Here is a 26,514-nt window from a genome sequence, read left to right as displayed (position 1 = left end):
GTATGAGTCGTCAGTTGTCCCGCGCTGCCAGCAACGAACGCTGGGCAATAACATCCATCACCTGCTGCACAGAAATATCGCTGACATAACCATTATCAGCCGCATAAATCACCGAAGAGAGTTCACTCTTTGGTGGTGCCCAGTATGGTTTCCGCTGCCGCATCAACGCAATTAACGGCACATGTAATGCGCCAGCAAAATGCATGATGGAGGTTTCAACACTGATGACCAAATCACAACTAGCAATCATGGCGGGCAGTTCAAAGAAATGCCCGGTCACAGTGAATATCGCTATCCGCTGCTGCATTGCTGCTGGCAGTTGGGCAACAGCCTGTTGAACTTCCGCCTGTTTTTCGCCAGTGACATTCAAGATAAACCGGCTTTGCTGCAGTTGATTCAAACGATTAATCAACTCAAATAACTGGGTTAAGTTCCAATCGCGTCGATGATCGGTAGAAAGATGATTCAGAAAAATCAACGGGCCAGTTTGCGCGGGGAAGTGCTGTTGCAGCCATTGTTTTGCTGCGGTGAGATGCTGGATACTTGGTCGCAAACGCGGTAATAATGCTGAACCTGACAGCTCAATGCCAAAAATACCATGGGCCCACTGATAATAGCGATCAGTAATATGGTGTTCCTGCGGCAATAACGTGATATCTGGCGAAAAGCGCGCATTGGCCTTGCGATAAAACCAGAACCCGAACATTCTCGCCAGCCATGACTGACATGGACCAGCAACTAATAAGGCATTAGGGGCAATTTGGCGCGCAAGACTCAAGTAACGCTTGCCTCTAGATTGCGGCAAAGTAACGACAATGTCGTAATTTTGCTGCGCTGCTTGCGCTATCTGACGCTGCTGCTGCGCCACAGAATCGCAGCATCCCCACATATTGCCAAAGGCAGCTTCTGCCTCAATCCACTGCTGCATAATATGGCTACGAGCCAAGCGCCACGCCTGCTTATCGTTGCGATCATCATCCAGCCAGATATCGATTTGCAGCTGTGGATATTGCTGTTTCAGCGCTTCTAGAAATGTTTTTATGTACAGGAAGTCACCCAAGGCAAAAGGCGACATCACCAACAGTTTTTTGGCTTGAGAGAGTAATGTGTTATCAATTACCGCCATTATTATTTGTCACCTTTCAATACTGCAGAAACATTGCAACCTGTTGTCCCTATCTCAGCAAAGCTTCGAGCTGCGCCATCACCACGTCAAGGCCGTTGCTTAATCCTTGTGACGACATCTGTTGTTTGAGCTGCATTTGCATCTCAGGTTCCCGTAACGCTATCGCGCAGTTAATCATCACGCTTGTATCAAATTCAGCTTTGAGGCACAGATGCTGTGCAGCACAGCTGTTGATCCGCGCGTGTTGGTCTTTCGCCACCGGCACGGCAACGGTAGGAATATGTAAGGCCAGCGCTTGCAATAAGGTATCGCCGCCTGCCAATACAGCACTAGCTGCTGCCGCCAACAGGCTGATAAATGACACATTATCAATATCAGTAACGGCCACTACACCGGGATATTGTGGCAAAGCTTGCCGGTAGTTAGCGCCAAACACCATGACACAAGGCATGCCCGTTTGTTGATAAACACCCGCAGCGGCTTTGGCAAAAGTATCCGCCACCAGTTTACCAGCCACCTGATGGCCACCTGACCCGGCGTTAAATAACCAGAAATTGTTAGCACGTAAGTTATATTGTGATAGTAGCTGTTGTTGCCGAGCTGGTTGCGGAGAGCTAAACACTGGACCAACAGTTATCGGCTCAGGCTTTCGCAGCCACCGTAACTTCAACCGCTCCAACCAACTGATATCACCGATAAAAAACTTTGGCTGCACAACCCAGTGGCTATCAGTTACCCGTAATCGTTGCCATTTAAGGCCACGGCTGCGTTTACGCCGATGTTGGCTGATAAAGATGACTTTTGCACCACAACGCTTCGCATGTTGTAGCTGCGTTTTGCGGCCAGAGGCATCGAAAATGACCACATCGGGTCGATAGTCTGAGACTATCTGATTCACCGCCGCCACCCGTTTGGTCGGCGTTTCATCCAGTAACTCTGTTGGGTAACGGCAAGCACTGACATAAGGTGCATCGCGATGAAGAATAAAACGGATCTGCGCCTGCGGCCAACGGTCAGCGATAGCGTCTGCGATAATAAGTGAGCGCATATATTCACCAATCCCCTCCGCAGAAGAGACCGGAATAAATAAAAATTTCATTCCCTTATGGGATGACCCAACCATAAATTCATCCATGTAAGCTACAAGTGTTGTTCTAATACAACCTGATCGAACATCCCAATAACGGCTGCTACCGGAATTTGAGACATCAGTTGTTCACCTTTAGCGCGGGTTCCCCAGGGCACCGTTTGCCCCGAAAATTGTGCATTAATGGCCTGCTGGTAAGCACTTACCACATACTGTTGCCACAGATAGGGGCCGGTGCGACCTGGGTTTGAATGCGCATACAAGCCAATGACCGGCGTGCCCTGTGTCACCGCCATGTGAGTTGGCCCGGTATCCGGCGCTAACACCAATGATGCCTGACGTAAGATTGCCAGCATCTGAACCAAGGTGGTTTTCCCCACAAGATTAGTGATCTGACACTGACAGGCGTTGATGATATCGCTGGCAAGCTGCTGTTCCATCACCGCAGGGCCGCCACAGAGCATGATGTTAAACCCCTGAGCTGCCGCATGTTCGGCCACGGCAGCATAACTTTCCGGCAACCAATTACGTTCAGCTTTGCTGGCCGCTGGGCAGATAACAAACCACCGTTGAGTTCCCATAAGTTGCTCAGCAAATGCACTATCAGCCGTTGGGATCGGTATATCCCAGCGCGGCTTGAGGTCCGTTACTCCCAACTTGGCGGCAAATCCCATAAAACCATCAAGTACATGTGGAGTTGCCAGTGGTGCCACCCGCTCATTAGTGACCAGCCACTGCCCTTCTTTAGCACGGGCGCGATCAAAGCCAATACGAATTTTTGCCGGGATCATCAAGGACGCAATAGTGGCACGCAGCGCCACCTGCATATGCAGCAGAACATCAAAACGGCGACCGTGAAAGGCTTGTTTCAGCGCGCGATAACTACGCCATCCCTGAGATTTATCAAACACGACAAATTCAATCCCCGGCAGGTATTTGAGAAGTTGGTACTCCACTTTGCCAATCACCCAGGTGATAGCCAAGGTTGGATATTGCCGCTGAATCGCCTGTACCATGGCAACCGCATGACACACATCGCCAATAGCAGATAAACGCAATACACACAGTGAGCGAATTTGGCGGGGATCAAAACTCATCGGAACAAATGCCAGTTATGGGATGCAAGCCCCGGATCTTAATGTAGAATGGCCGCAGGTTCCATGCTTACACATTAGATTTCCCATGCACTTCATCAAAACCGCCACAGGCTGCATCGCTGCAACCGACGCCACTCCAACAGAAATTACCCCAACATGGTTTCGTGATTCTTTCTGGCGTGAGCAACAGTTGATCACCGGCACTTCCAAGGGGCGCTACACCACTTGGTTTGTGCGCTATGCGCAGCAACACTGGGTATTACGCCACTACTGGCGCGGCGGTTTGATGGAAAAGTTCAGCAAGGATGCCTACCTGTTTACCGGTTTTCACCAAACCCGGGCAGTGGCCGAATTGGTGCTGCTAGAACAGCTATACCAGCAAGGGTTACCGGTACCCAAACCGATCGCCGCGAACATCGAGCGTTTTGGCTGGTGGTATCGAGCCGATATTTTGATTGAGCGCATTGCTGGAGCAAGCGATCTAGTGGCCATTCTGGCACACACAACATTGACCGAAACTCAGTGGCAAGCATTAGGGGCTCAGATCGCTGAATTTCACTGTCGTGGTGTTTATCACGCGGACTTGAATGCTAAAAATATTCTGCTCAGCGGCGACAAATTTTATCTGATTGATTTCGACCGCGGTTGTTTTAAAAAAGTAGCATCGCAATGGCAACAGGCGAATTTGCAACGGTTATTACGTTCCTTTAATAAGGAACGAGGCAAACAACCAACACTGGCCTTCAACGAGCAATGCTGGCAATGGTTACTCAAGGGATATCACCAGGTTAATCCGCGGACTTAATGCTTGCCAGCAACTGCAACACTAACGTCGACTGCCTTTCGAGTGCACCTTTATTAGCGGAGACCACCGCTAAACTGGCACGACTTGCCTGTTGCCAACGTTCCACATCAGACCATAATCCTTGTATAGCCGCCGCCAATTGCGGTGCATCCGCCACAATCTGCATCGCCCCGGCATCCACCAGCAAGCCACTGATCTCTTTAAAATCTCGATAATTAGGCCCTTCTAATACCGGTAGCCCCAAGGCGGCTGGTTCCAGTGGATTATGTCCGCCATTGGGGATCAGTGTCCCGCCTACAAAAGCCACATCGGCACAACTATACAGCGCCAGCAACTCGCCCATCGTATCGGCCAGCAATACCTGTGTTTCATGACTAACACGGGTGTTGTGACTGCGCCGCACAAAACGCAGTCCGCTGCGCTGAATCACCTCGGCAGCATTATCAAATTGCTCGGGATGACGAGGCACCATAATCAATAACGCTTGCGGCCATTGTTGCAGCAGGGTTTTATGGCAATCCAACATCGCTGCAAATTCACCGGGATGGACACTGCCAGCGATCCATACTGGCGACGTCTGACGGCCCCACTGCTGCCGCTGTTCCTTGGCCACAACAATTTTGCTGTCATCCAGTTGCAGATCAAATTTGAGGCTACCACATACTTGCAGTTTGCTTGGCATAACACCCAACTCAATGAAACGCTGCGCTTCCGTGGCGGTTTGTACGGCAATGCGGTCCAACGACTGTAACATCGGGCGGCTGAGCTTCGGCCATTTATGATAATTGGCGGCCGATTTAGCCGACAACCTAGCATTCGCCAACAGCAGTTGGGCTCCTTGCTGTTTTGCCTGATGCAACAGGTTGGGCCACAGTTCGGTCTCCATCATAATCACTAACTGTGGCTGTAACTGTTTAAGAAAACGCCGAATACACCAAGGCAGATCAAATGGCAGGTATTGATGCTGCACACTGTTCCCTAGTGCTTTGATGACTTCTCTGGAGCCTGTGGGACTGGTAGTGGTCACCGTAATACTGAGATCTGGCCGCTGCTGTTGCAGTATGCGGATCAAGGGTAACGCCGCTAAGGTTTCGCCCATGGAAACACTGTGGATCAGTATATCGCTACGCCTTAACTGACTCAGGCCAAAGCGTTCCCCCCAGCGCCCTCGATAATCCGCACTCTTGAGCGCACGAAACGCCAGATACAGCAGCAATAGCGGCGTCAACAGATATAACAATAATGAGTAATAACGCAGATTCATCAGACAATTATCGGAAGGTTCAACCACAATGAGGAGAATGTTAACATAGTCGCTGCCGTGGCAATAACCAGGACTTGCGTTTGCAAAGGAACTCTATGAAAACCCGTGATCGAATCATCCAAGCTAGTCTGCAGTTATTTAACGAGAATGGTGAACGCAGTACCACCACCAACCATATCGCCGCCCATCTCGGTATGAGTCCAGGCAATCTCTATTACCACTTTCGTAATAAAGAAGACATTATCCGCAGCATCTTTACCCTGTACGAAAATCACTTAGAGTCAGCCTTTCAGCCCTATACGCCACAACAACTGGATGTAGAATTGCTGATCCGCTACTTCGATGCCATCTTTTACACCATGTGGCAGTTTCGCTTTATGTATGCCAACTTAGTGGATATTCTCGGGCGAGATGAAGCGTTGAAGCTGCGTTATCTGAAAGTACAAACTCGAGTGCAAACCCATGCCACAGAGCTGCTGACACAGTTGTGTCGCGATGGTTTTCTAGCAGTTGCACCTGACAAAATTAGCCGTCTAGCTGACACCATCAGAATGATGGTCAGCTTTTGGATCAGCTACCAACTGACGCAATCCGATGCCACTGGCATTACCAAGGCCACCCTTTACGAAGGCGTGCTGCGGGTACTGATGATTTTTAATGGATATGCCACCAGCCATTCAGCAAACACTTTTGTCCGGCTGGAGCAACATTACGCTGAGTTGGCGCGCAAGCCACAGTAAATCAGTAAAGAGAAACAACCAGTTACACAAGATTAACCGACGAGAAGTTACTAGCAGATTCATTAGATTTATTTATCAATTACAGCAATCTGCCCTAGTTTGACTAATCCAATTTGATGGCGGATAAAAATCGCTGTAGAGCCCTGAACTTTGGGGTTAAAATGCCGCCACTCCACAAGTCAACATAATCAAACCAAGGAGACTTAAGGTGGCATCTTCCTCATTCTACGCCCAAATTCAGCAACAACTGGCTGACACTAAAGCCGAAGGTCTATACAAAAACGAACGGGTGATTGTCTCACCGCAACAAACCGCGATTCGCGTTGGCGAGCATGAAGTTATCAACTTCTGCGCCAATAACTATCTGGGATTGGCTAACCACCCACAATTGATTGAAGCGGCGCAGCAAGGCATGGACGCCCACGGCTTTGGCATGGCATCGGTACGTTTTATCTGTGGGACACAGGACATCCATAAACAGTTGGAAGCCAAAATCGCCGCATTTCTGGGAATGGAAGACAGCATTCTGTACTCCTCTTGTTTTGATGCTAACGGCGGTTTGTTTGAAACCCTGCTAGGTGCCGAAGATGCGATTATCTCCGATGCACTCAACCATGCCTCCATCATTGATGGCGTGCGTTTGTGTAAGGCTATGCGCTTCCGTTATGCCAACAACGACATGGCCGATCTGGAGCAACAACTGCAAGCGGCAAAGGCGGCTAATGCCCGCCACATTCTGATCGCCACCGACGGCGTATTCTCTATGGATGGTGTAATTGCCAACCTGAAAGGGGTGTGCGATCTAGCCGATAAATACGGCGCGCTGGTGATGGTTGACGATTCCCATGCTGTGGGCTTTGTTGGTGCGCATGGTCGCGGCACCCACGAATACTGCGAGGTAATGGGTCGCGTTGATATTATTACCGGCACACTGGGTAAAGCACTTGGCGGCGCTTCCGGTGGCTACACCGCCGCCAAAAAAGAGGTGATTGACTGGCTGCGGCAACGCTCTCGCCCTTATTTGTTTTCCAACTCATTGGCGCCAGCAATCGTCAGCGCTTCCATCAAAGTACTGGAACTATTAGAACATGGTGACGACCTGCGCAATGCTGTTTGGGAAAACAGTCGTTATTTCCGGGAACAGATGACAGCAGCAGGCTTCACGCTAGCGGGGGCGGATCATGCCATCATTCCAGTAATGCTAGGCGATGCCAAACTTGCCAGTGCTTTTGCCGATGCCTTACTTAAAGAAAATATCTACGTTATTGGTTTCTCATTCCCCGTAGTGCCCAAGGGACAAGCACGCATCCGTACCCAAATGTCAGCGGCCCATACCAAAGCACAGCTGGACAAAGCCATCGAAGCCTTTACCCGAATCGGTAAACAGCTGAGTGTTATCTAAAAATTTTGCAGGAATAAATGATGAAAGCTCTCAGTAAACTCAAACCCGAACAGGGTATCTGGATGGTCGATGTGCCGGAACCCACCATGGGGCCCAACGATCTGCTGATAAAAATTCGCAAAACCGCTATTTGCGGTACCGATGTACACATCTACAACTGGGACGAGTGGTCACAGAAGACCATTCCGGTGCCTATGGTGGTCGGTCACGAATATGTGGGTGAAGTTGTGGGCGTGGGTGATGAAGTGCGCGGTTTTAAAGTGGGTGACCGAGTATCTGGCGAGGGTCATATCACCTGTGGTCATTGTCGCAACTGCCGTGCTGGACGCACACATCTGTGTCGCAATACCTTTGGTGTTGGAGTTAACCGCGAAGGCTGCTTTGCCGAATATCTGGTTATTCCGGCCTTTAACGCATTCCGCATCCCAGAAGACATCAGCGACGAATTGGCCTCCATTTTCGACCCCTTTGGTAATGCGGTGCATACCGCACTGTCATTTGATCTGGTGGGCGAAGATGTGTTGATCACCGGTGCTGGCCCTATCGGCATCATGGCGGTGGCCATCTGTAAACATGTGGGTGCCCGTCATGTGGTGATCACCGATGTCAATGAATATCGGCTGGAACTGGCGCGTAAAATGGGAGCTACCCGTGCGGTAAATGTTGCCAAAGAAGATCTGAAACAGGTAATGAAAGACCTGAAAATGACGGAAGGTTTTGATGTGGGTCTGGAGATGTCCGGGGTACCATCAGCGTTCCATGCCATGTTGGATACCATGAACCACGGTGGCAAGATTGCCATGCTCGGTATTCCTGCTGGACAGATGGCCATTGACTGGAGCAAGGTGATCTTCAAAGGCTTGGTAATCAAAGGCATTTACGGACGAGAAATGTTTGAAACCTGGTATAAAATGGCCAGTTTGATCCAATCGGGTTTGGATATTTCACCGGTGATTACCCACAGATTTGCAATTGATGACTTCCAGCAAGGCTTTGACGCCATGCGCTCTGGTCAGTCAGGTAAAGTCATCCTTAACTGGGATTAACGGTCACGGGGCACTGTACGGATGCGGTGCCCTGATGCAAAATGTGATACAAATCACTTTTACATCTTCAGGATCAACATGAGTAACTACCAGATAATCTCTGCCACAGCACTGAAACAATTGCAGCAACAGCAAGCTGAAGTGCAAATCGTCGACATTCGTGATGTTGCCAGTTATGAAAAAGGTCACATTCCGGGCGCAGTCAGGCTTGGTAACGACAATCTGGCAGAATTTATGACTCAAGCAGATATGGAAAAACCCCTAGTGGTTGTTTGCTATCACGGCATCAGCAGTCAGAGCGCCGCAGAATACCTACATCAACAGGGATTTGACGAAGTGTACAGTCTGGAAGGTGGTTTTGCCGCCTGGCCTTGGTACGACTGATGCTGGAAATTGGCCGACTCCCCAATGAAAGAGCTGCACTGGCGCTGATTGACTACCTGCGCGGCCAAGGCATCGAATGCCAAATGGTGCACCTAGAGCGAGGCGTTGCTATCTGTGTTAAACACGCAGAACAGGTTGAAGCCGCGCGCCAGGCATTCTTCGATTTTATCCGCAATCCAGGTGATAACAAATATCGCCAAGCCTCTTGGGAACATGGCGATAACCGCCAAGCGCCAGATTATGGTGCGCCGTCGCTGCAGCTATTCAGTCAACTTATTACCGGAGCCGGACCGCTCACGCTAGTCGTGATGTTGGCCTGTATCATTATTTTTGCTGCAATGAATCTGGGCGGTGAAGAGGCGGTATTTAATGCCCTCGGTTTCTTTGGCAGCTCCGCCGATGCCACACCAGCCCAAGTGTGGCGGCTGTTTACCCCAAGTCTGTTACATTTTTCCGCATTACATATTGTGTTCAATTTAATGTGGTGGTGGATTTTGGGGGGGCGCGTTGAAAACCGCGTTGGTAGCCAACCTTTACTACTGCTGTTGCTCGTTGCCGGAACGCTTCCCAACTTGGTGCAATATTTTGTTGCTGGGCCCGATTTTGGGGGGCTATCAGGAGTGGTATATGCACTGCTCGGTTACTGCTGGATAATGGGCCGTTTGAAACCCACCGCTGGTATTGAGGTTCAGCCTGCTATTGTGGGCTTTATGCTGCTCTGGTTAGCATTTGGTTTTACTGGCATGTTTGGTCTAAGCATTGCCAATGGTGCACATCTGGCAGGGCTGTTAGTCGGCATGGCACAAGGCTGGCTCGACGGCCGGAAATAGTATCTGTGCTTGTTTCATTCTTTTACAAATTTCACAAAACGTTTAAATATATTTAGAATTAGTTAGTTACCTCAACAAAGAGACATCTAGACCACATTGGTCTCTTGGACAATCATGACCTTCCCGGTAATGTTAATACCTTGTTTCTCAATAATGCCATGCGATGAAAAATCTGCTTTGGTTGTTGGTGCTTGTAGCGGTAGGCTGCGCCCAACACGCTGATAAAAAACCACAAACACAATTAACTGCGATTACTCAATCTTCCGGTGGTGAAATGCCAGAGGGGCAAAAAAATCTTCATTTCAGCAAAGCTGAGCTGCATTGGCAGGTATTTCCGGAGCAGCAACGGATTGCCGGTCATGCAATATTGACCTTTAAAGCTAAAGCCGCGTTAACTCGTTTATCTTTGGACCTAGATCCGCAACTGGTCATCAGCCAAGTGATGTTTAACCAGGCACAGTTACCCAATACCCAATGGCAGAATCCAGAAGGCCGGCTATTTATCCAATTGCCAGAAACTGTCGCGCTAGATCATGCGTTCACAATTACCGTCGACTATGCTGGCAACCCCCATGTTGCCAAAAAGGCGCCCTGGGATGGCGGGTTTGTTTGGTCCAAAACCGCAGATGGTCAGCCTTGGATTGCCACGGCTGTTGAAGGTGAGGGCTGTGATCTATTCTGGCCGTGCATCGATCAGCCAACCGGAGAACCCGACACGGCTGAGTTATATATTACTGTGCCTGCGCCATTAGTGGCGCCGTCAAACGGCGTGTTCAAGGGCATGACCGAAAATGATGGCTGGCGCACTTATCATTGGCAGGTCGCCCAGCCCAACACCTATGCCATTGCTTTAAATATCGCCCCTTATGAAAAACTGGAAGCCACTTATCACAGTCGTTTTGGCAACAGTTATCCAATGAATTTTTGGTATTTGAAGGGAGAAGAACAGCAAGCCAAAGCACTATTTGCCGAATTTCCAACACAGTTGGACTTTTTTGAGCAGATGATTGGGCCTTATCCATTTGCTAATGAAAAAATGGGGGTGGTACATACGCCATATCTTGGAATGGAACATCAAACCATCAATGCCTATGGTAACGGCTACGCTAAAAGCATTTTTGGTTACGATGGTTTACTGCAACACGAACTAGCGCATGAATGGTTTGGCAACCAGCTAACAAATAGCAACTGGGATGATTATTGGCTACATGAGGGGTTTGGCACTTACATGCAGCCACTTTATGCACAGTATCTCTGGGGCAATATGGCTTACGCTGCCGAACTGTACCAAATCCGCGCCAAGATAACCAACAAGGCTGCGGTAGTATCCGGTCAATCGCAAACAGAAGAATCGGTCTACGACCCTGAACGCGGCCCGGGGCAAGATATCTATAACAAAGGTGCCCTGGTACTGCATACGTTACGGCACTATCTGGGCGATGATAAATTTTTCCAGGCAGTACGCGAATTAGTCTATGGCACCGCAACCCCACAGCCAGGCAATTTCAAACCGCGCTATAGCAGCACGCAGGAGTTTATTGAGATTGTCAATCGCATCAGTGGCCAAGATATGCACTGGTTCTTCGACAATTATCTGTATCAGGCGCAACTTCCTAAACTCGCAGTAAACCGTAACGGGGAGCTGTTACAACTGCGCTGGTTGCAAACTAAATCGGTCTTTCCAATGCCGGTCGAAGTGATGGTAGATGGAGAACTTCACACTGTTGATATGCCGGCAGGACAAGGCAGCCTGAACGTTGGCGCTGCGGCGCGTGTACAAGTCGACCCGCAGCAGTACATTCTTAAAGACAGACCCCATTTCGCGATTTATCAGGCATGGGAAAAAGCCCGGAAGGCTCAAGTAGTAACGGAAAAGAAGCCCACTAAAGAGCGCGATTGAGTTATAGAAGACAGGTAAAGCCATTCATCCAAGAACGGCTTTACATTGCTCAACTGTACTAGTGCAACACTATGCCATCGTCCGTTACGCCAACTCCAGCACTTTTGTCACCAGCTTTTCGATACCAGTGTTGGCTTCGGCAATAGATCCCGCCAACATATACGCGGGAGTACTCACGATTTTGCGCTCATTATCCACCACAATATCCGCAACCGTTGCCTCAATGTGCTCGCCGCCCATGGCGCAAAAAGCGCTAGCCGTGCCTGCATCCGAACCAATAGTTCCTTTGGCTCCCTTGCCATATAACCTTGGGATCATCACAGGTGCAATACAGATAAAACCAATCACCTTCTTGGCATCAATAAACTGCCTAATGAAGTGATCGACTGCTGGAGTCAATGTGGTGTCAGCTCCAGCCAGTGCAAAATCACACAAATTTTTAGCAGCACCAAAACCGCCGGGAATGATCAGCCCATCAAATGCCGTGACCTCTAAATCTGCCGTTGCTTTAATATCACCACGGGCGATACGAGCCGCTTCAACCAGCACATTACGCTGCTCAGATACAACCTCACCACTGAGATGGTTCACCACATGCAACTGTGGAATATCTGGCGCAAAACATTGATAGCTGACACCAGCTTTAGAGAGCGCCAGCAGTGTCAGCACCGCTTCATGAATTTCACTGCCATCAAAAACACCACAACCACTTAACAGCACTGCGATTTTTTTCATTAAAAATTTCCTTTTATGTCATTTATGTTTAATAAATGGTTATACAAGTGTTGATCCGCTCAAAAATCATGCTAATTTATTTCTTCTATTCCAGCGAGTACTGAAGACCTTCAGCCTCCGCCGTAAATCTGGAAAAGGAATTTTTAGAAATCCACAACCGGGAAGATTTACACAAAACAGAAGCCAGCTCACAAAAAATAAAATAATCTATAAAAATCAAAATATTAGATAACGAGATCTGCTTACTCCATATCTTGCCGTTATTTTATGTATTTTTTAACTCACAGACTTATCCACAGGCTGCGAGGCAATTTGTCATGGCTGAAAATCTCCTGTTGTGGCATGCTTAAAAGCCTTCTAAATGCAGACAATACTAAGCCACTATGCCAAAAATTGCTGAAAATCCCTTAATCCTTGTGGATGGTTCTTCTTATCTTTACCGCGCCTATTACGCACCGCCACATTTAACCAACTCTAAGGGTGAAGCCACTGGTGCGGTATATGGCGTAGTGAACATGCTGCGAAGTTTACTGAGCAAATTTCAACCACAGCAAATGGCGGTGGTGTTCGATGCCAAAGGGCCGACTTTTCGCAACGAAATGTACCAGCAGTATAAGGCCCATCGCCCACCTATGCCGGATGATCTGCGTAGCCAAATTGAACCGCTTCACCAAATTATCAAAGCGTTGGGTTTACCGCTGATTTGTGAACCAGGAGTGGAAGCCGATGACGTTATCGGTACTTTAGCATTGCGTGCTAGCAAAGCCGGCAGAGCCATTCTCATCAGCACTGGCGATAAGGATATGGCGCAGTTGGTTGACACCAATATTACCCTCATCAACACCATGACTGACACTATTCTGGGGCCTGCAGAAGTGTGCGAAAAATTTGGTGTTGGTCCAGACCGAATCATCGACTTATTAGCATTGATGGGAGATAAAGCCGATAACATTCCTGGATTACCTGGCGTTGGAGAAAAAACTGCACTGGCGATGTTACAAGGCGCAGGCAGCGTATCGCAGTTGCTGGCTGACCCAGAATGTGTTTCAACCTTGGCCTTCCGCGGCGCTAAATCCATGGCAGCCAAAATCAATGAACACAAGTCGATGTTAGAGCTTTCCTACCAACTTGCTACCATCAAGACCGACTGCGAGCTGGAACTGGACTGGCAGCAACTCAACATTGAAGCACCTGACCGTGATGCACTGGTGAAACTCTACGGCGAGATGGAGTTTAAACGTTGGTTGGGTGAAGTGCTGGAAAATCGCTTACCACACCCTAAGCACGAACACACTAGCATTGGTGCTGCTGCCACCGTTGTACCCGAGGAACCCTCACAGTCAACAGCAATAGAAGCCAACTACGAAACCATTCTTACCGAAGACGCCTTGGATCGCTGGCTGAAGAAACTCAGTAAAGCGCCATTGATCGCCATTGATACCGAGACCACCAGTCTTAACTATATGGATGCTGAGTTGGTGGGACTGTCTTTTGCGGTTACCGCGGGTGAAGCCGCATATCTACCTGTCGCCCATGACTACGACGGCGCCCCAGAGCAACTCACCAAAGATTATGTGTTATCGCAACTGAAGCCATTGCTGGAAGACCCGCAAATCCGGAAGGTAGGGCAGAATCTCAAATACGATATGAGCATTCTGGCCAATGCTGGAATTAAGCTGCAAGGTATTCAGTTTGATACCATGTTGGAGTCTTATGTGTTCAATTCGGTCGCTTCACGTCACGATATGGACGGGCTAGCATTAAAGTACCTCGGCTATAAGTGCATCAGTTTCGAAGACGTCGCCGGTAAAGGTGCCAAACAGCTGACCTTTAATCAAATTCCGCTAGATATTGCCGCACCTTATGCGGCCGAAGATGCCGATATCACCTTACGCTTGCATCAACACTTGTGGCCTCGACTCCAAAAAGAACAAGGGTTGGCAGAAGTTTTTAATGAACTTGAATTGCCACTGATCCCAGTGTTGTCGCAAATCGAACGTAACGGGGTGTTAATCGACACCATGCTGTTATCACAACAAAGCGATGAACTGGCACGTAAAATCGATGCATTAGAACAAAAAGCCTACGAAGTTGCGGGTGAGCAATTTAATCTTGGCTCACCCAAGCAGCTACAAGAGTTGTTTTTTGAAAAGCTGGGGTATCCGGTCATCAAAAAAACGCCCAAAGGCGCACCATCTACTGCCGAAGAAGTGCTGGTAGAGCTAGCATTGGACTATCCGTTGCCCAAAATTATCTTGGAACACCGTAGCCTAACTAAGCTTAAAAGCACTTATACCGACAAACTGCCCTTGATGGTCAATGGCAAAACCGGGCGGGTTCATACCAGCTATCATCAGGCCAATGCCGCAACAGGCCGCTTATCCTCTAGCGATCCTAACTTGCAGAATATTCCAGTACGAACCGAAGAAGGGCGCAAGATCCGTCAAGCATTTATAGCCCCAACTGGACGCAAGATCCTAGCAGCAGACTATTCGCAGATCGAGTTGCGGATCATGGCACATCTTTCAGAAGATGCCGGATTGCTCAAGGCCTTTGCCGAAGGTAAAGATATTCACCGCGCCACAGCCGCAGAAGTGTTTGATGTTGCGTTTGAAACTGTGACACCAGAACAAAGACGCCGGGCTAAAGCTGTCAATTTCGGCCTGATTTACGGAATGTCAGCATTTGGCTTATCACGGCAGCTAGATATTCCGCGTAACGAGGCGCAAAGCTATATCGACATATACTTCAAGCGCTATCCCGGCGTCTTAAAGTATATGGAACAGACGCGCGCGTTGGCTGCGGAACAGGGATATGTTTCGACACTCTTTGGTCGCCGCCTGTACTTGCCCGAAATTCGTGATCGTAATGCCATGCGTCGCCAAGCTGCCGAACGCGCAGCGATTAATGCCCCTATGCAAGGCACCGCTGCGGATATCATCAAAAAAGCCATGATCAACATTGCTAAGTGGATCGAACAGGAAGCCAATGACGATATCACCATGATCATGCAAGTACATGACGAATTGGTATTTGAAGTGAATGAAGATAAAGCCGAGCAGTTGCGCCAACAGGTTTGCAAACTTATGGCTGCCGCCGCTGATCTACACGTGCCCTTATTGGCAGAAGCGGGGATCGGCGATAGTTGGGAACAGGCACACTGATCGTCATCTTTAGTCTCCTAAAAAAGCTGCTGATGGCAGCTTTTTTACTTTTTACGCAACAATCAAGTACAAAAATCTCACTATTTTCCTGATAAATTTATCAATATCTCTTTGTTACAATCCGTAGAAATTACCAATAACTTCATTAAAAACAGAATAATAGAGAAAGTCACACTGATAATTGGCTGTCATATGTGATCAATAAAGCATTATTTATACGCAAAACAAAAAACTGTTTTCAAAATTACGTCTAATACGCTATTATTCTGGCCGTAGGGTACAGAGGTTAAGATGTTCTATCTTTCAGACCTTTATTTCACTTTTAAGTGATGCCAAATTCTGGCGCCCCGGCAAGCAATTGCCGGGGCTATTTTTTTGCACCTAGATTAGAGCAATTACTTTAATTTGTAGTTAATCTGCGCTATTCTGCTCAACGTTACCATCAGACCCCAAATTTGGTGGTACTTGAGTCTTGTTGAAAATTTAGCTTCTCCCCAAAAGAGCTAATGGTATTGAGCCGAAGATCCTATTGATCCTCGGCTTTTTTTTATTCTTAACGGAATAACAATACGTTACTCGGAGGGAGAAGAAGAGTTGATAGCATCCAGTAACCATTGCGGATGGCTCCAGTTGTCGAGGATTGACAGCACTTTTTCTTTACCAGTACCTTTCAGTGCCGAGAAAGGTTCAACAATCACGTCGCCTTGCAGCGCTTTTAGTGCACTACGCACTTCATTGACGGTTTTCATGCGCGCACTTTGAGGCAACTTATCCGCCTTAGTCAGTAACACCAGCACCGGTAATTCACTGGCCACCGACCACTCCACCATCTGCCGGTCCATATCCTTTAAAGGATGACGAATATCCATTAACACTACCACGCCACCAAGACATTCCCGGTGTTGCAGGTATTCTGCCAAAGCCTGCTGCCACTTCAGTTTCATCGCTTGAGGAACCTGAGCAAAACCATACCCTGGCAAGTCCACCAAACGACGCCATTCATCAACAGCAAATACGTTTATCAACTGGGTACGCCCTGGCGTTTTACTGGTTCTTGCTAGGCTTTTTTGATCTGTAAGTGCATTTAACGCACTGGATTTGCCCGCATTAGAGCGCCCAGCGAACGCGATCTCTATGGCTGAAGATTGTGGCAAATGCTGTTCCAAATGCGCAATATCCGGCGCACTGATCAAAAAGCGAGTTTTGTGAAAATTGATACGGGTCGTCAAAGGGCAACTCCATCAGTAAACGATAGTGGTTATCGCCATCATGGCTGTGCGACAAACCAGATTTGATTAAAATAATGATTTAGTTGTGTCATATTACCACGTCAATGGCTGGCTGCAGTCAGTCTCAGAAACTTAACTGCTGGTTGTTATGAAAATACGTCTATTTTTGGGATCAACACTGTTACTGACCTCAGGTTTATTTACGGTGCAAGCCACCACTGTGCCAGAGAAGGCCGCAATTTGCAGCGGTTGCCACGGTACTGACGGGAATAGTTTAGCGCAAGAGTATCCAACGCTAGCCGGGCAGCGAACCCTATACTTGCAGCGTCAACTGCAAGCCTTTCGCGCAGCGGCACAAAGCAATAATAAAGAGGGCCGCGCCGATCCCATCATGAGCAGCATGGCGGCAACATTGTCCGATGCAGAGATTGCAGAGTTGGCGCAATACTATGCAAATCAACCGGTGCACAAAGCAACCAAGCCCATAGCTATGACGGATGATGCAGGTAAAAATTTATTTGAAGGTGGGGATTTATCACGAGATATTGCCGCTTGTGCAGCATGTCATGGGCCGGATGGCAAAGGGATGGCGGCGGCTGGATTTCCATCATTGCTAGGACAAACACCACACTATCTCGTTGAACAACTGCAAAAATTCAAACATGGTGATCGTAAAGATGACTATCAGGGAATGATGCAGGATACCAGTGCCAAATTGACCGCTCAGGATATGCAGGCATTGGCGGAATATATCGCTCAGATGCCGACAGATTGATGACAAATTATTATGTTGACGTTTACGTAAACATAAAGTGCTTGACATAGATCACATTATTGTCTCTAATGGGCAGCGAATACAGATGCCCCTGAGCCGATAACCTCTAAAAATAATCAATGTCGGTTGGCTCTGCATTACAGACAAGGATGGTCTGCTTGGCGTTACGGATGGACGTTTTTTGTTGATGTGCCGCAATCACACATCAACGCTGATGAGTGCGGAGACCGCCTCACCCCCAGAAAAGTCTATAGACTACCAATAACGACGCGCAGGAAGCGAGACAAAAAATAGGGATTTGACCGGGAGAGTCGTTTCATACAGCAAGGACAGCTGGTCAATGGATCAGGTGTTGGACACCACGATTGAGCGGCAGGCTACTGCCGCTTTTTTATGGCATAATCTCAATATCTTTTTTGCAACCTGTGTATCTGATGCAACACTGCCCGCTCTGCCACCACGACAGTATCTCTCAGGTCTTTGACAATCGTCGTCGTCATTTTTTTGAGTGTCAGACCTGTGCATTAGTATTTGCAGCGCCAGGCAGTTACCTATTGCCTGCCGCAGAGAAACAGCGCTATGGTCGAGCCGGTCGCGATGGTAAACAAAAGCAGTTGGCACAATTCATTGCGACCTTGTTGCAGCAGCTGCAAACGCTGCAATCCAACACCTTGGAAGGTCTAAATTTTGGCCGAGTCTTAGCCCCGGCATTGCTGCTGCCCATACAGCAAGCGGGACACCAACTACACCAGTACGACCCATTTTTTGCACCAGAACATCAGTTATTACGGCGACAGTACGACTTTATCAGTTGCTACCGGGTGTTTGAGCATTTCCACCTGCCCGCTAAAGAATGGCAGATAATTGTGCAAGCATTGAAGCCTGGAGGTTGGTTGGCAATCTCGACTCCACTCTTGCAGTCAACGGCAATGTTTGCCAAATGGCATTACAAAAACAATCCCACCCATGTGAGCTTTTATCAGCCACAAACCTTTGCATATTTGGCAGCACATAGCTGTCTACAATTAATATTTGCACAGAAGGACTTTGTTCTGATGCAAAAAGCATCATAATTTGCTATAACACGCGCCCCGGTAACGCATGGTGAGTAACCGTTAGCATGCAACCAGGCTTGAAGCATTAAGTTTATCGTCGAGAAGGTTATGACCCGAATTAAGAAAACGCGTAAAGCAGGTGATTCTGCCCCCAAACATGCGCCAAGAACCAAAAAATCAGAGCGAGTCGTTGCGCGTAAAAAACAGGATTCCGGAAACAAAGCCGGTAGCCGCCAAAACCCAGCTGGCAATGTTACGGCTAAGAGCTCAAAGACGGCAAAAGATCCTCGTATTGGTAGCAAAAAACCCGTGACATTGGGTGCGGAAGTGGTAACCAGTCAGCCCAAAGTAGCGAAAGTGAAGCTGACAGATGAACAGAGATTGCTACAACTGGAAGAAGATCCACGCTTGAATCAATTGCTGGATATGTTGGAAGAAGGCCGGGATTTATCTGCGGCAGATCAGCAGTGGCTGGAGCAACAATTAGCAAAAATTGAAGCCTTGATGCAAAAACTGGGTATTGAAGATCTGGATGATACTGATATTGTCAGTGATGACAATGATGACGCTTTGCTAGATAAATTTGATGCTGGCGTAGCACAATTACAACAGTATCAGAAAGAGTAAACTGGAGTCGTTTTGCAGATTGTTCTGATTATCATCGCCATGCTGATTGTCGCAGGTCTGAGTATGTATGCGACAATCTTGTTGCTGCGCTTGAAAAAACAAACAGCAGCAAACAAAGCCGCGCTACAAGCTCAACAACAAGCGCTGGAGCAGAAACGGCAAGAACTGCTGGGCGATATCCGGTATATTGCGGCCGCGATGACAGAAGACCGCTGTGAAATCTCTGAAGGGGTTTATCGTATTGCCAAGTTGTTTGAGCTGTTGTCGCTGACAGAGCGAGTGTCTGGTGAATTCCCTGCTTTTTATGAACACTTTGAGGTAATTAAAAGCCATCCGATACGCGATGCTCGGACGCAACTGCAGAAGCAGGAGCGCATGCGCCTAGACTTGCAACGGATGAAATCAGAGTCTGCCTTACAGGAAAACATTCTGCTAGAAGCCAAGCGCATGACTCAGTTCGAACCCGTCACTCATTAACGATGCTTTTTACAGCCGTTAAGTTTCTGACTCCTCAGTTACATGGCGTGAGTCGGTGCACAAAACCCGGAAAAGGCGGCAGACATGGCCGTCTTTTTCATGGATATTCGCTACTTTCCTGCTGGCTGATTGTTTTTTTTCAACCTTGATCAAGGTTATTAGACTAATAAAGCCGCATACTTCGCCCATTGCTAAATTACTGTCGGAGGACTCGCCTTGAAGCAGCCCACACATATCAGTTGGGATCAGTCGATGATCGAAAAGTACAACTACAGCGGCCCACGTTATACGTCTTATCCCACCGCGCTGGAGTTTGATGAATCATTTACTGAAAGCGATTTACTGTCGGCGATTGCCAACAGTAAAGGCGAACATCTGTCGCTGTATGTCCATGTGCCGTTCTGCGCCAAGCTATGTTACTACTGCGGTTGTAACAAGATAGTGACTCGTCATCAGCACAAGGCGGATCAGTATATTGAATATCTGGCAAAAGAGATTGTGACTCGTGCGCCACTGTTCAAGCATTACAAAGTCACCCAGATGCATTGGGGCGGTGGTACACCGACGTTCCTGTCACCCGAGCAAATTCTACGCCTGACTTCACTGCTCAAAGCAAACTTTGATTTTGCCGATGAAGGCGAGTTTTCTATTGAAGTGGATCCGCGTGAAATCGAACTGTCCATGTTAGATACGCTGAAAGAAGCCGGATTTAACCGTATTTCTATCGGAGTACAGGACTTCAATAAAGAGGTACAGGTTGCGGTTAACCGTGAGCAGGACGAACAGTTTATCTTTGACTTGATCAACAAAGCCAAAGCCATGGGCTTTGTTTCTACTAACGTGGATCTGATCTACGGCTTGCCTTACCAGACACCAGAAACATTTGCCCAAACCATTAACAAAATTCTGGAGCTGTCGCCAGATCGTTTATCTGTATTCAACTATGCACACCTGCCGGCACGTTTTGCTGCTCAGCGGAAAATCAAAGAAGAGAATCTGCCAACGCCACAACAGAAGTTGGAGATTCTGCAATACACCATCGAAACACTGACTGGCGCGGGTTACCAGTACATCGGGATGGATCACTTTGCCAAACCTGATGATGAGTTGGCGAAATTACAGCGCGAAGGCCGTCTGCATCGTAACTTCCAGGGCTACACGACCCAACCGGAATGCGACTTGTTAGGCCTTGGTGTATCGTCCATCAGCCAGATTGGCGATTGCTACGCACAGAACCAAAAAGATATTCATCCTTACTATGAAGCGATTGAAGCCACAGGCCATGCGTTGTGGAAAGGCTGCAAACTGAACCGTGATGACGAAATCCGCCGCGCGGTGATCAAGCAGCTCATCTGCCACTTCGAATTGGACATGGCGAAGATGGAACAGCAGTTAGGGATTCAGTTTGAACAATACTTCGCAGAAGATCTGAAGCTGTTACAGACCTTTATCGACGATAAGCTGGTGACTATCGAAGATCGTAAAATCGAAGTCAGCCCTACCGGCCGTCTGTTGATCCGTAACATCTGTATCTGTTTTGACGTGTACTTCCGTGAGAAAGCTCGCCAGCAGCAATTCTCTCGAGTAATTTAACCCGCCGCCATTGCAACAAAGCCGACGTCAGTCGGCTTTGTTTTTGCAACGGTCATATAAAGCTCGGCGCTCGCTATCAGACAAAAATGCCATCTCTACCCCATGTTGCTGGATCTGTCGCAATTGAGCAGAATTCAAGCCAATCTCAGTATTAGCCACTCGGTATTCGTGCAGAATATCAATACCACTGACCCCTGGATCATCGGTATTCAATCCCGCACAGATCCCTGACTCAATAAATGCACGTAATGGATGTCCTGCATAAGAAGTAACGGTTGATGTGTGCAGATTACTAGTTGGGCACGACTCAATACCAATTCGATGATCAGCGAGGTACTCCATGAGCGGGGGATCGGATACCGCGTTGACACCATGACCAATGCGGCTAGCACCGAGCTCGTTAATCGCCTGCCAGATGCTTTCTGGGCCCGCAGCCTCTCCAGCATGCACGGTAACCTGTAATCCGGCATCCCGCACCTGCTTAAAGTGCTCGGTAAACAACCCCCCAGGGAATCCCCGCTCGTCACCCGCTAAATCAATTGCCACCAAGCGGTCAGCACACGCCAGTAGCGCTGCCAATTCCTGTAAGCAACACGCTGCGCCATAAGAGCGCGACATAATACCAATCAGTTTAATGGCAACAGGATACTGTTTCATGCCATCCCGGACACCATCAATCACCGCCTCCACTACACCTTGTAACGGTAATCCGTGAGATTGTGCCATGTAGTAGGGGCTAAAGCGCAGCTCTGCATAATCTAGCCCGGCGAGTGCGACGTCCGCTACGTTCTCGTAAGCGACCCGCTTAACCGCATCCAGATCGGCCAGCACAGCCACCATCCAATCCAGTTTGCTGAGAAAAGCTAATAGATTTGCTTCTGTTCCCTGGACCTGCACGATTGACCGTAATGCCGCGACTGACGTTACGGGTAAAGAGATGCCATGCTGCTGAGCTAATTGCCAGATAGTTTCAATACGGACATTACCGTCAAGATGGCGGTGTAAATCCACCAAGGGAATTGTAGCGTCAATCATGTGCACTACCTTTTTGTTATGAGTATTAGTAAAGTGCAACCTATTCTAGCATGGCGTTATAGCAGTCTGTAAAACCAAACTCTCGGAAATGCTGTTGCTCTGATACACTGATGACCCCAAATATTACTAATGCAATGGAAAATGCTAGAGCATGGATAAAACAGATTTAACGCTGTTCTGGCAGCAAGTGACGCAGTCGCAGCTACTGGTTGAAGATGGTCTATCGCTCGCTTACTGTTTTGCCCGGCATCCACAATCAAATAAAGCAATAGTTGTCAGTAACGGCAGAGTAGAGAGCTACCTCAAGTATCAAGAAACGCTCTATGATCTCTACCAACAAGGTTATAGCGTTTATGCCATTGATCATATTGGCCAAGGGTTATCTAGTCGCCTGACCCGTAACCCTCATAAAGGCCATATTGATCGTTTCAGTCGTTACGTAGACCATTTTGAGCATTTCATTGAACACGTAGTAAAACCTGCAAAGCATTCACAGTTATTTCTGCTAGGTCACTCCATGGGCAGTGCAATAGGGACGCTATACCTAGAACGTCATCAAGCAGTATTTAGTGCGGCCGTTTTTTGTGCACCAATGTATGGCATTAAGCTACCGTTGCCCCGTCGTTTCATTCTATGGCTCGCAAAAACCCTAAATAACTATGCTCCGGGGAAAGAGCCCAACTATGTACCAGGGGGCCACAATTATCAGCCCATCACCTTTGAAAAAAATCAACTGACCCACAGCACTGAACGTTATGAACGACTCTTGCAGCTGTACCAGCAATATCCCCAAATCCAGCTAGGTTCGCCCACAAACCAATGGCTGCTCGAAAGTCTATTAGCTAGTGAGCGAGCCAGACAGATTGCCGCATCAAATAGCACTACGCCGTTATTGATCCTTCAAGCCGGTAATGATCAAATTGTGGACAACAAAGCGCAACATCGTGCTATTGGCGCAATGACTCAGCTAAAGGTGATAGCGGATGCATCCCACGAGCTTCTCATCGAAAAAGATAGCTATCGAGATGCCACGCTTCAGCAGTTTTTCGGATTTATTGATTGCCATGCTCTGGCTGCAGAAATTCCTGCGTTAACAGCTCAGTAAACGAGGCTGCTGGAACCGGTTTACTCCACAAAAAACCTTGAAAACTATCGCAACCTACATTTAACAGAAATTGTCGTTGCTCTGGCGTTTCCACACCTTCCGCGACAACTTGTAATTCCAGCGCATGTGCCATGTTCACAATGGTAGAAACAATCGCATCTGCTTTATGACTGCAACCTATCTGTTTGACAAAGGATTGATCTATCTTGAGTTGTGTCAAAGACAAGTGTTGCAGATAACTCAAGGATGAATAACCAGTACCAAAATCATCAATCGCAACCGCGATTCCAGCCTGTCGCAAGGCTTCAAATTTATCTTGGATCACCGACAAATCTGTAAGCAGCAAGTGTTCAGTTAACTCAAGTTGCAGCTGGGCTGGTGCAACCTGAAATTCTGCAATTGCACTGAGAAAGCTTGGAACAAAGTCAATATGATTAAATTGTCTGGCGCTGATATTGATGGAAATCCGAGGAATAACACAATTTTTTGCTGCTAGGGAGTTAATAAAACGACACGCCTCAGCAATAACCCACCGGGACAATTCAATGATCAGCCCACTATGTTCAGCAACAGGGATGAATTCCGCCGGAGAAACAAAACCGAGCTTGGGATGGCACCAGCGCAGAAGCGCCTCTGCCGCGACAATTTTGCCATCACGTTGCACAATGGGTTGATAATAAAGCCTCAATTGCTGCTGATTGATGGCATTACGTAGATCATTCTGCAGCAGCAAATTCTGGTTGGTACGCTGCTCTAACTCTGCCGTATATACCACACAGCCATCCCGGCCATTTTCTTTAGCAGCAAACATCGCCATTTCAACCCGGCGTAGTAACTCCTCAGCATTGAGTTCCATCACGGTATTTATAAGGTGAATACCTACACTGGCCGAAACATGTAGCTGTCTGCCGTCAATGTTAAAACTTGCCGCAATAACATGCCGCAACTCACCTGCAATCATTAATGCCTTGGTTGTCGCTGACGCTTCATTCTGACTAATGTTATTAAGCAATATGACAAACTCGTCGCCACTGAGCCGCGCGACAGTTTGCTTTGCAAACATGTCAGATAACCGAGTAGCCAGTTGTACCAATAATCGATCACCGATATGGTGCCCTAAAGCATCATTAATAATCTTAAAATTATCCAGATCCAAGCAGAGCAAGGCACTATAGCTATTGGTAGCGTGAGCAACATGCACAGCCGTTTTCAGTAGCTCCATCAAGCTATTCCGATTCACCAGATTAGTCAGGGAGTCATATGACGAAAGATGGGCTAACGTTTGCTGATTATTAATATCCTCAGAAACGTCCATATGAGTACCAATCATTCGCGTGGGGCAGCCTGCATTATCCCAGGCAATAATCATTCCTCGATCAAGGATCCACAGATAATGGCCATCCTTATGGCGTAATCGATGGAGTAACTCAAACTGATCTGTCTCACCATCTAGGAAGGATTGCAGTGCAGCCAGAATATGATCGGCTTCATCTGGATGTAAACGCTCCTTCCAAGCAGTAAAACTATCGGCAATTTCTTCCGGCCTGAAACCGAGCATTTCCTTCCAACGATCAGAAAGAAATACATCACGACTGGCAATATTCCAATCCCAAATGCCGTTACGGGTACTATCAATAGCAAATAACCACCGTTGTTCGTTATCCTTCAATTGCTTGATTAACCGATTCTGCTGCTGTTGGTGCTGCAACAGGCATTGTTGTAATACCGCCAACTCCTCAGCAATCCAAAAAGAAGGGATGGGGATTGCGTTTTTACCAATTGAATTTATCAGTATTTTGATAGGTTTAAGAAAAGATAGATAAGTCAGCCCCAAAACAACCAACAGCAATAATGAAACAATCCCCCAGGAAAGAATAAAGCGGGATTTAAATACGTTATCAGCGGCAGCAATTGCCGGATATAAATCATATTCTAAATAAATAATCTGTGGATATTTACCAAAAGCAGCATGGGCACTCTGGAGTGGATAGTAGATAGTTAACAATGACCGTTCATAATTGACCAGAGTCGAAAATGAGGCTGCGTTAACAACCTGGTGCTGAAACATAGGCGAGAAAGTATCAATCACTTCCGCAGCATTACTACCCCGCCATATCGAATGATTGGCATAAAGTATTTTGCCGGTAGCATCGAGCAACAGATATGTTTTCAAGTCCAGATCTGTACTGACAAACAATAATTCATCTTCAATACGCGTTTGATCTTGATCGTTGATTGTTTTTTCAACAATCATATCCATTCTGGACAGTTCATTGGTCCAACGAGAAATGACTTTTTGTGAAGTATCAGTGAGCAGTAGATGGTGTTCGTATAGATAAGTACCAATCAGTAAACAAGTATAAAGAAACAGAATTATACCGGGCACAAAGTAAGATCTGAGATGCTGCAACAGCTTCACAAAAAAGGACTCCACGAGCCACAAGACGGATCATCCAGAGGGATTACAATTTACGCATAAACTCAATTCAAAGCCAACTTGTTTCTGATTGATTTAAATGTAGTTATAAAAAGATCGAGATCTAAAACACTCCAGCCTTGGCTCAGTGTTGAAAAATGGAACTGATAAATGACAGTGAAATTGCTAAAAAAATCATGATTCAAAAACGAAAAAGCCCCGACAATATGTCAGGGCTATTTCATCAGTTAGGCGCTTGGCGATGACCTACTCTCACATGGGGAGACCCCACACTACCATCGGCGCGATTGTGTTTCACTTCTGAGTTCGGGATGGAGTCAGGTGGTACCACAATGCTATTGTCACCAAGCAAATTCGTTAATTTGGAAAGCTGTGCATTCGATAATGGTGGTCGCTACTGGGTTCGAACCAGTGACCCCCTGCTTGTAAGGCAGGTGCTCTCCCAGCTGAGCTAAGCGACCTTATCTTATCTGTAGTAGTGGTTCTCATACTTCAACCAAGTCTTGCCATTCATTCAAGGTATTCACGACCTCTTGGGAGGAAGTGCTAAAAACCCATCTGGGTTGTATGGTTAAGCCTCTCGAGTCATTAGTACAGGTTA

Annotated in this window: 22 protein-coding genes, 1 tRNA gene and 1 rRNA gene; 14 read left to right on the top strand and 10 right to left on the bottom strand. The window is 47.6% G+C overall.

The window, feature by feature from the left end; all coding sequences use genetic code 11:
* Window positions 1-10 precede the first annotated feature (10 nt).
* From IE064_RS16900 to IE064_RS16890, 3 genes are read right to left on the bottom strand one after another with little or no spacing between them, the layout of a single operon-like run.
* Window positions 11-1,126: a glycosyltransferase family 9 protein gene (locus tag IE064_RS16900; RefSeq protein WP_189618867.1), complete on the bottom strand. Its 1,116-nt coding sequence runs from the start codon at window positions 1,124-1,126 to the stop codon at window positions 11-13.
* Between the two features lie 49 nt (window positions 1,127-1,175).
* A complete protein-coding gene (locus tag IE064_RS16895) occupies window positions 1,176-2,249 on the bottom strand; it encodes a hypothetical protein (RefSeq protein WP_229800123.1) in 1,074 nt (357 codons plus the stop codon).
* 17 nt (window positions 2,250-2,266) lie between these two features.
* Entirely contained in the window at window positions 2,267-3,310 is a 1,044-nt protein-coding gene (locus IE064_RS16890; protein ID WP_189618866.1) for a glycosyltransferase family 9 protein, read from the bottom strand.
* A 73-nt stretch (window positions 3,311-3,383) separates the two neighbouring features.
* Between IE064_RS16890 and IE064_RS16885 the strand changes: the two genes are divergently transcribed.
* Complete coding sequence (locus IE064_RS16885) at window positions 3,384-4,115, top strand: 3-deoxy-D-manno-octulosonic acid kinase (protein ID WP_373295291.1); 732 nt, start codon at window positions 3,384-3,386, stop codon at window positions 4,113-4,115.
* Here IE064_RS16885 and waaA read toward each other — a convergent pair.
* A complete protein-coding gene (waaA, locus tag IE064_RS16880; RefSeq protein WP_189618864.1) occupies window positions 4,099-5,379 on the bottom strand; it encodes a lipid IV(A) 3-deoxy-D-manno-octulosonic acid transferase in 1,281 nt (426 codons plus the stop codon). The two genes, IE064_RS16885 and waaA, sit on opposite strands and share 17 nt — an antisense overlap.
* A gap of 95 nt (window positions 5,380-5,474) precedes the next feature.
* Between waaA and IE064_RS16875 the strand changes: the two genes are divergently transcribed.
* The 6 genes from IE064_RS16875 to IE064_RS16850 all read left to right on the top strand — a co-directional run bounded on the left by IE064_RS16875 (window position 5,475) and on the right by IE064_RS16850 (window position 11,681).
* A complete protein-coding gene (locus IE064_RS16875; protein WP_133038295.1) occupies window positions 5,475-6,119 on the top strand; it encodes a TetR/AcrR family transcriptional regulator in 645 nt (214 codons plus the stop codon).
* A 208-nt stretch (window positions 6,120-6,327) separates the two neighbouring features.
* Window positions 6,328-7,521, top strand: coding sequence for a glycine C-acetyltransferase (locus IE064_RS16870; protein ID WP_189618863.1), 1,194 nt, complete (start codon window positions 6,328-6,330; stop codon window positions 7,519-7,521).
* Between the two features lie 20 nt (window positions 7,522-7,541).
* Window positions 7,542-8,567, top strand: coding sequence for an L-threonine 3-dehydrogenase (gene tdh, locus IE064_RS16865; protein ID WP_133038297.1), 1,026 nt, complete (start codon window positions 7,542-7,544; stop codon window positions 8,565-8,567).
* Between the two features lie 78 nt (window positions 8,568-8,645).
* On the top strand, window positions 8,646-8,951 hold the full coding sequence (glpE, locus tag IE064_RS16860) for a thiosulfate sulfurtransferase GlpE (RefSeq protein ID WP_189618862.1): 306 nt from the start codon (window positions 8,646-8,648) through the stop codon (window positions 8,949-8,951).
* A complete protein-coding gene (gene glpG / locus IE064_RS16855; protein WP_189618861.1) occupies window positions 8,951-9,781 on the top strand; it encodes a rhomboid family intramembrane serine protease GlpG in 831 nt (276 codons plus the stop codon). Before glpE ends, glpG begins: the two co-directional genes overlap by 1 nt.
* A gap of 163 nt (window positions 9,782-9,944) precedes the next feature.
* Complete coding sequence (locus IE064_RS16850; protein WP_189618860.1) at window positions 9,945-11,681, top strand: M1 family metallopeptidase; 1,737 nt, start codon at window positions 9,945-9,947, stop codon at window positions 11,679-11,681.
* Window positions 11,682-11,765: 84 nt separating this feature from the next.
* Here IE064_RS16850 and elbB read toward each other — a convergent pair whose 3' ends face one another.
* On the bottom strand, window positions 11,766-12,416 hold the full coding sequence (gene elbB / locus IE064_RS16845) for an isoprenoid biosynthesis glyoxalase ElbB (protein ID WP_189618859.1): 651 nt from the start codon (window positions 12,414-12,416) through the stop codon (window positions 11,766-11,768).
* A 383-nt stretch (window positions 12,417-12,799) separates the two neighbouring features.
* Here elbB and polA point away from each other — a divergent pair, with 383 nt between their 5' ends.
* Window positions 12,800-15,580, top strand: coding sequence for a DNA polymerase I (gene polA, locus IE064_RS16840; RefSeq protein WP_189618858.1), 2,781 nt, complete (start codon window positions 12,800-12,802; stop codon window positions 15,578-15,580).
* Window positions 15,581-16,152: 572 nt separating this feature from the next.
* Here the strand turns inward: polA and yihA are convergent.
* Window positions 16,153-16,809: a ribosome biogenesis GTP-binding protein YihA/YsxC gene (gene yihA / locus IE064_RS16835; RefSeq protein ID WP_189618857.1), complete on the bottom strand. Its 657-nt coding sequence runs from the start codon at window positions 16,807-16,809 to the stop codon at window positions 16,153-16,155.
* A gap of 148 nt (window positions 16,810-16,957) precedes the next feature.
* Here yihA and IE064_RS16830 point away from each other — a divergent pair, with 148 nt between their 5' ends.
* From IE064_RS16830 to hemN, 5 genes are all read left to right on the top strand, one after another.
* Entirely contained in the window at window positions 16,958-17,584 is a 627-nt protein-coding gene (locus IE064_RS16830; RefSeq protein ID WP_189618856.1) for a c-type cytochrome, read from the top strand.
* A 434-nt stretch (window positions 17,585-18,018) separates the two neighbouring features.
* Window positions 18,019-18,657, top strand: coding sequence for a methyltransferase domain-containing protein (locus tag IE064_RS16825; RefSeq protein WP_189618855.1), 639 nt, complete (start codon window positions 18,019-18,021; stop codon window positions 18,655-18,657).
* 90 nt (window positions 18,658-18,747) lie between these two features.
* Complete coding sequence (gene yihI, locus IE064_RS16820) at window positions 18,748-19,266, top strand: Der GTPase-activating protein YihI (RefSeq protein ID WP_189618854.1); 519 nt, start codon at window positions 18,748-18,750, stop codon at window positions 19,264-19,266.
* Window positions 19,267-19,278: 12 nt separating this feature from the next.
* Window positions 19,279-19,743, top strand: a complete 465-nt coding sequence (locus IE064_RS16815) for a DUF2489 domain-containing protein (RefSeq protein WP_189618853.1) — start codon at window positions 19,279-19,281, stop codon at window positions 19,741-19,743.
* A gap of 216 nt (window positions 19,744-19,959) precedes the next feature.
* On the top strand, window positions 19,960-21,336 hold the full coding sequence (gene hemN, locus IE064_RS16810) for an oxygen-independent coproporphyrinogen III oxidase (protein WP_189618852.1): 1,377 nt from the start codon (window positions 19,960-19,962) through the stop codon (window positions 21,334-21,336).
* A gap of 27 nt (window positions 21,337-21,363) precedes the next feature.
* Here hemN and add read toward each other — a convergent pair whose 3' ends face one another.
* Window positions 21,364-22,371, bottom strand: coding sequence for an adenosine deaminase (add, locus tag IE064_RS16805; protein WP_189618851.1), 1,008 nt, complete (start codon window positions 22,369-22,371; stop codon window positions 21,364-21,366).
* Between the two features lie 151 nt (window positions 22,372-22,522).
* Between add and IE064_RS16800 the strand changes: the two genes are divergently transcribed.
* On the top strand, window positions 22,523-23,476 hold the full coding sequence (locus tag IE064_RS16800; RefSeq protein ID WP_189618850.1) for an alpha/beta fold hydrolase: 954 nt from the start codon (window positions 22,523-22,525) through the stop codon (window positions 23,474-23,476).
* On the opposite strand, the gene IE064_RS16795 is transcribed toward IE064_RS16800, so the two are convergent.
* The 3 genes from IE064_RS16795 to IE064_RS16785 form a co-directional block, all read right to left on the bottom strand.
* Entirely contained in the window at window positions 23,424-25,895 is a 2,472-nt protein-coding gene (locus tag IE064_RS16795; protein ID WP_189618849.1) for a putative bifunctional diguanylate cyclase/phosphodiesterase, read from the bottom strand. The two genes, IE064_RS16800 and IE064_RS16795, sit on opposite strands and share 53 nt — an antisense overlap.
* Before the next feature lie 251 nt (window positions 25,896-26,146).
* Window positions 26,147-26,262, bottom strand: a 5S ribosomal RNA gene (gene rrf, locus IE064_RS16790).
* Window positions 26,263-26,298: 36 nt separating this feature from the next.
* A tRNA-Val gene (locus tag IE064_RS16785) sits at window positions 26,299-26,374 on the bottom strand.
* Between the last annotated feature and the right edge of the window lie 140 nt (window positions 26,375-26,514).

This window comes from Shewanella fodinae, from assembly GCF_014651955.1.
Lineage (GTDB): Bacteria > Pseudomonadota > Gammaproteobacteria > Enterobacterales > Shewanellaceae > Shewanella > Shewanella fodinae.
The sequence above is the reverse complement of the archived record's forward strand: the minus strand, read 5'-3'. Positions and strand labels throughout refer to the sequence as shown.

Bases quoted from the DNA above. Each gene is read 5' to 3' on its own strand.
- IE064_RS16900 (WP_189618867.1), bottom strand. From the start codon at position 1,126: ATGGCGGTAATTGATAACACATTACTCTCTCAAGCCAAAAAACTGTTG.
- IE064_RS16895 (WP_229800123.1), bottom strand. From the start codon at position 2,249: ATGGTTGGGTCATCCCATAAGGGAATGAAATTTTTATTTATTCCGGTC.
- IE064_RS16890 (WP_189618866.1), bottom strand. From the start codon at position 3,310: ATGAGTTTTGATCCCCGCCAAATTCGCTCACTGTGTGTATTGCGTTTA.
- waaA (WP_189618864.1), bottom strand. From the start codon at position 5,379: ATGAATCTGCGTTATTACTCATTATTGTTATATCTGTTGACGCCGCTA.
- IE064_RS16875 (WP_133038295.1), top strand. From the start codon at position 5,475: ATGAAAACCCGTGATCGAATCATCCAAGCTAGTCTGCAGTTATTTAAC.
- tdh (WP_133038297.1), top strand. From the start codon at position 7,542: ATGAAAGCTCTCAGTAAACTCAAACCCGAACAGGGTATCTGGATGGTC.
- glpE (WP_189618862.1), top strand. From the start codon at position 8,646: ATGAGTAACTACCAGATAATCTCTGCCACAGCACTGAAACAATTGCAG.
- glpG (WP_189618861.1), top strand. From the start codon at position 8,951: ATGCTGGAAATTGGCCGACTCCCCAATGAAAGAGCTGCACTGGCGCTG.
- IE064_RS16850 (WP_189618860.1), top strand. From the start codon at position 9,945: ATGAAAAATCTGCTTTGGTTGTTGGTGCTTGTAGCGGTAGGCTGCGCC.
- elbB (WP_189618859.1), bottom strand. From the start codon at position 12,416: ATGAAAAAAATCGCAGTGCTGTTAAGTGGTTGTGGTGTTTTTGATGGC.
- polA (WP_189618858.1), top strand. From the start codon at position 12,800: ATGCCAAAAATTGCTGAAAATCCCTTAATCCTTGTGGATGGTTCTTCT.
- IE064_RS16830 (WP_189618856.1), top strand. From the start codon at position 16,958: ATGAAAATACGTCTATTTTTGGGATCAACACTGTTACTGACCTCAGGT.
- IE064_RS16825 (WP_189618855.1), top strand. From the start codon at position 18,019: ATGCAACACTGCCCGCTCTGCCACCACGACAGTATCTCTCAGGTCTTT.
- yihI (WP_189618854.1), top strand. From the start codon at position 18,748: ATGACCCGAATTAAGAAAACGCGTAAAGCAGGTGATTCTGCCCCCAAA.
- add (WP_189618851.1), bottom strand. From the start codon at position 22,371: ATGATTGACGCTACAATTCCCTTGGTGGATTTACACCGCCATCTTGAC.
- IE064_RS16800 (WP_189618850.1), top strand. From the start codon at position 22,523: ATGGATAAAACAGATTTAACGCTGTTCTGGCAGCAAGTGACGCAGTCG.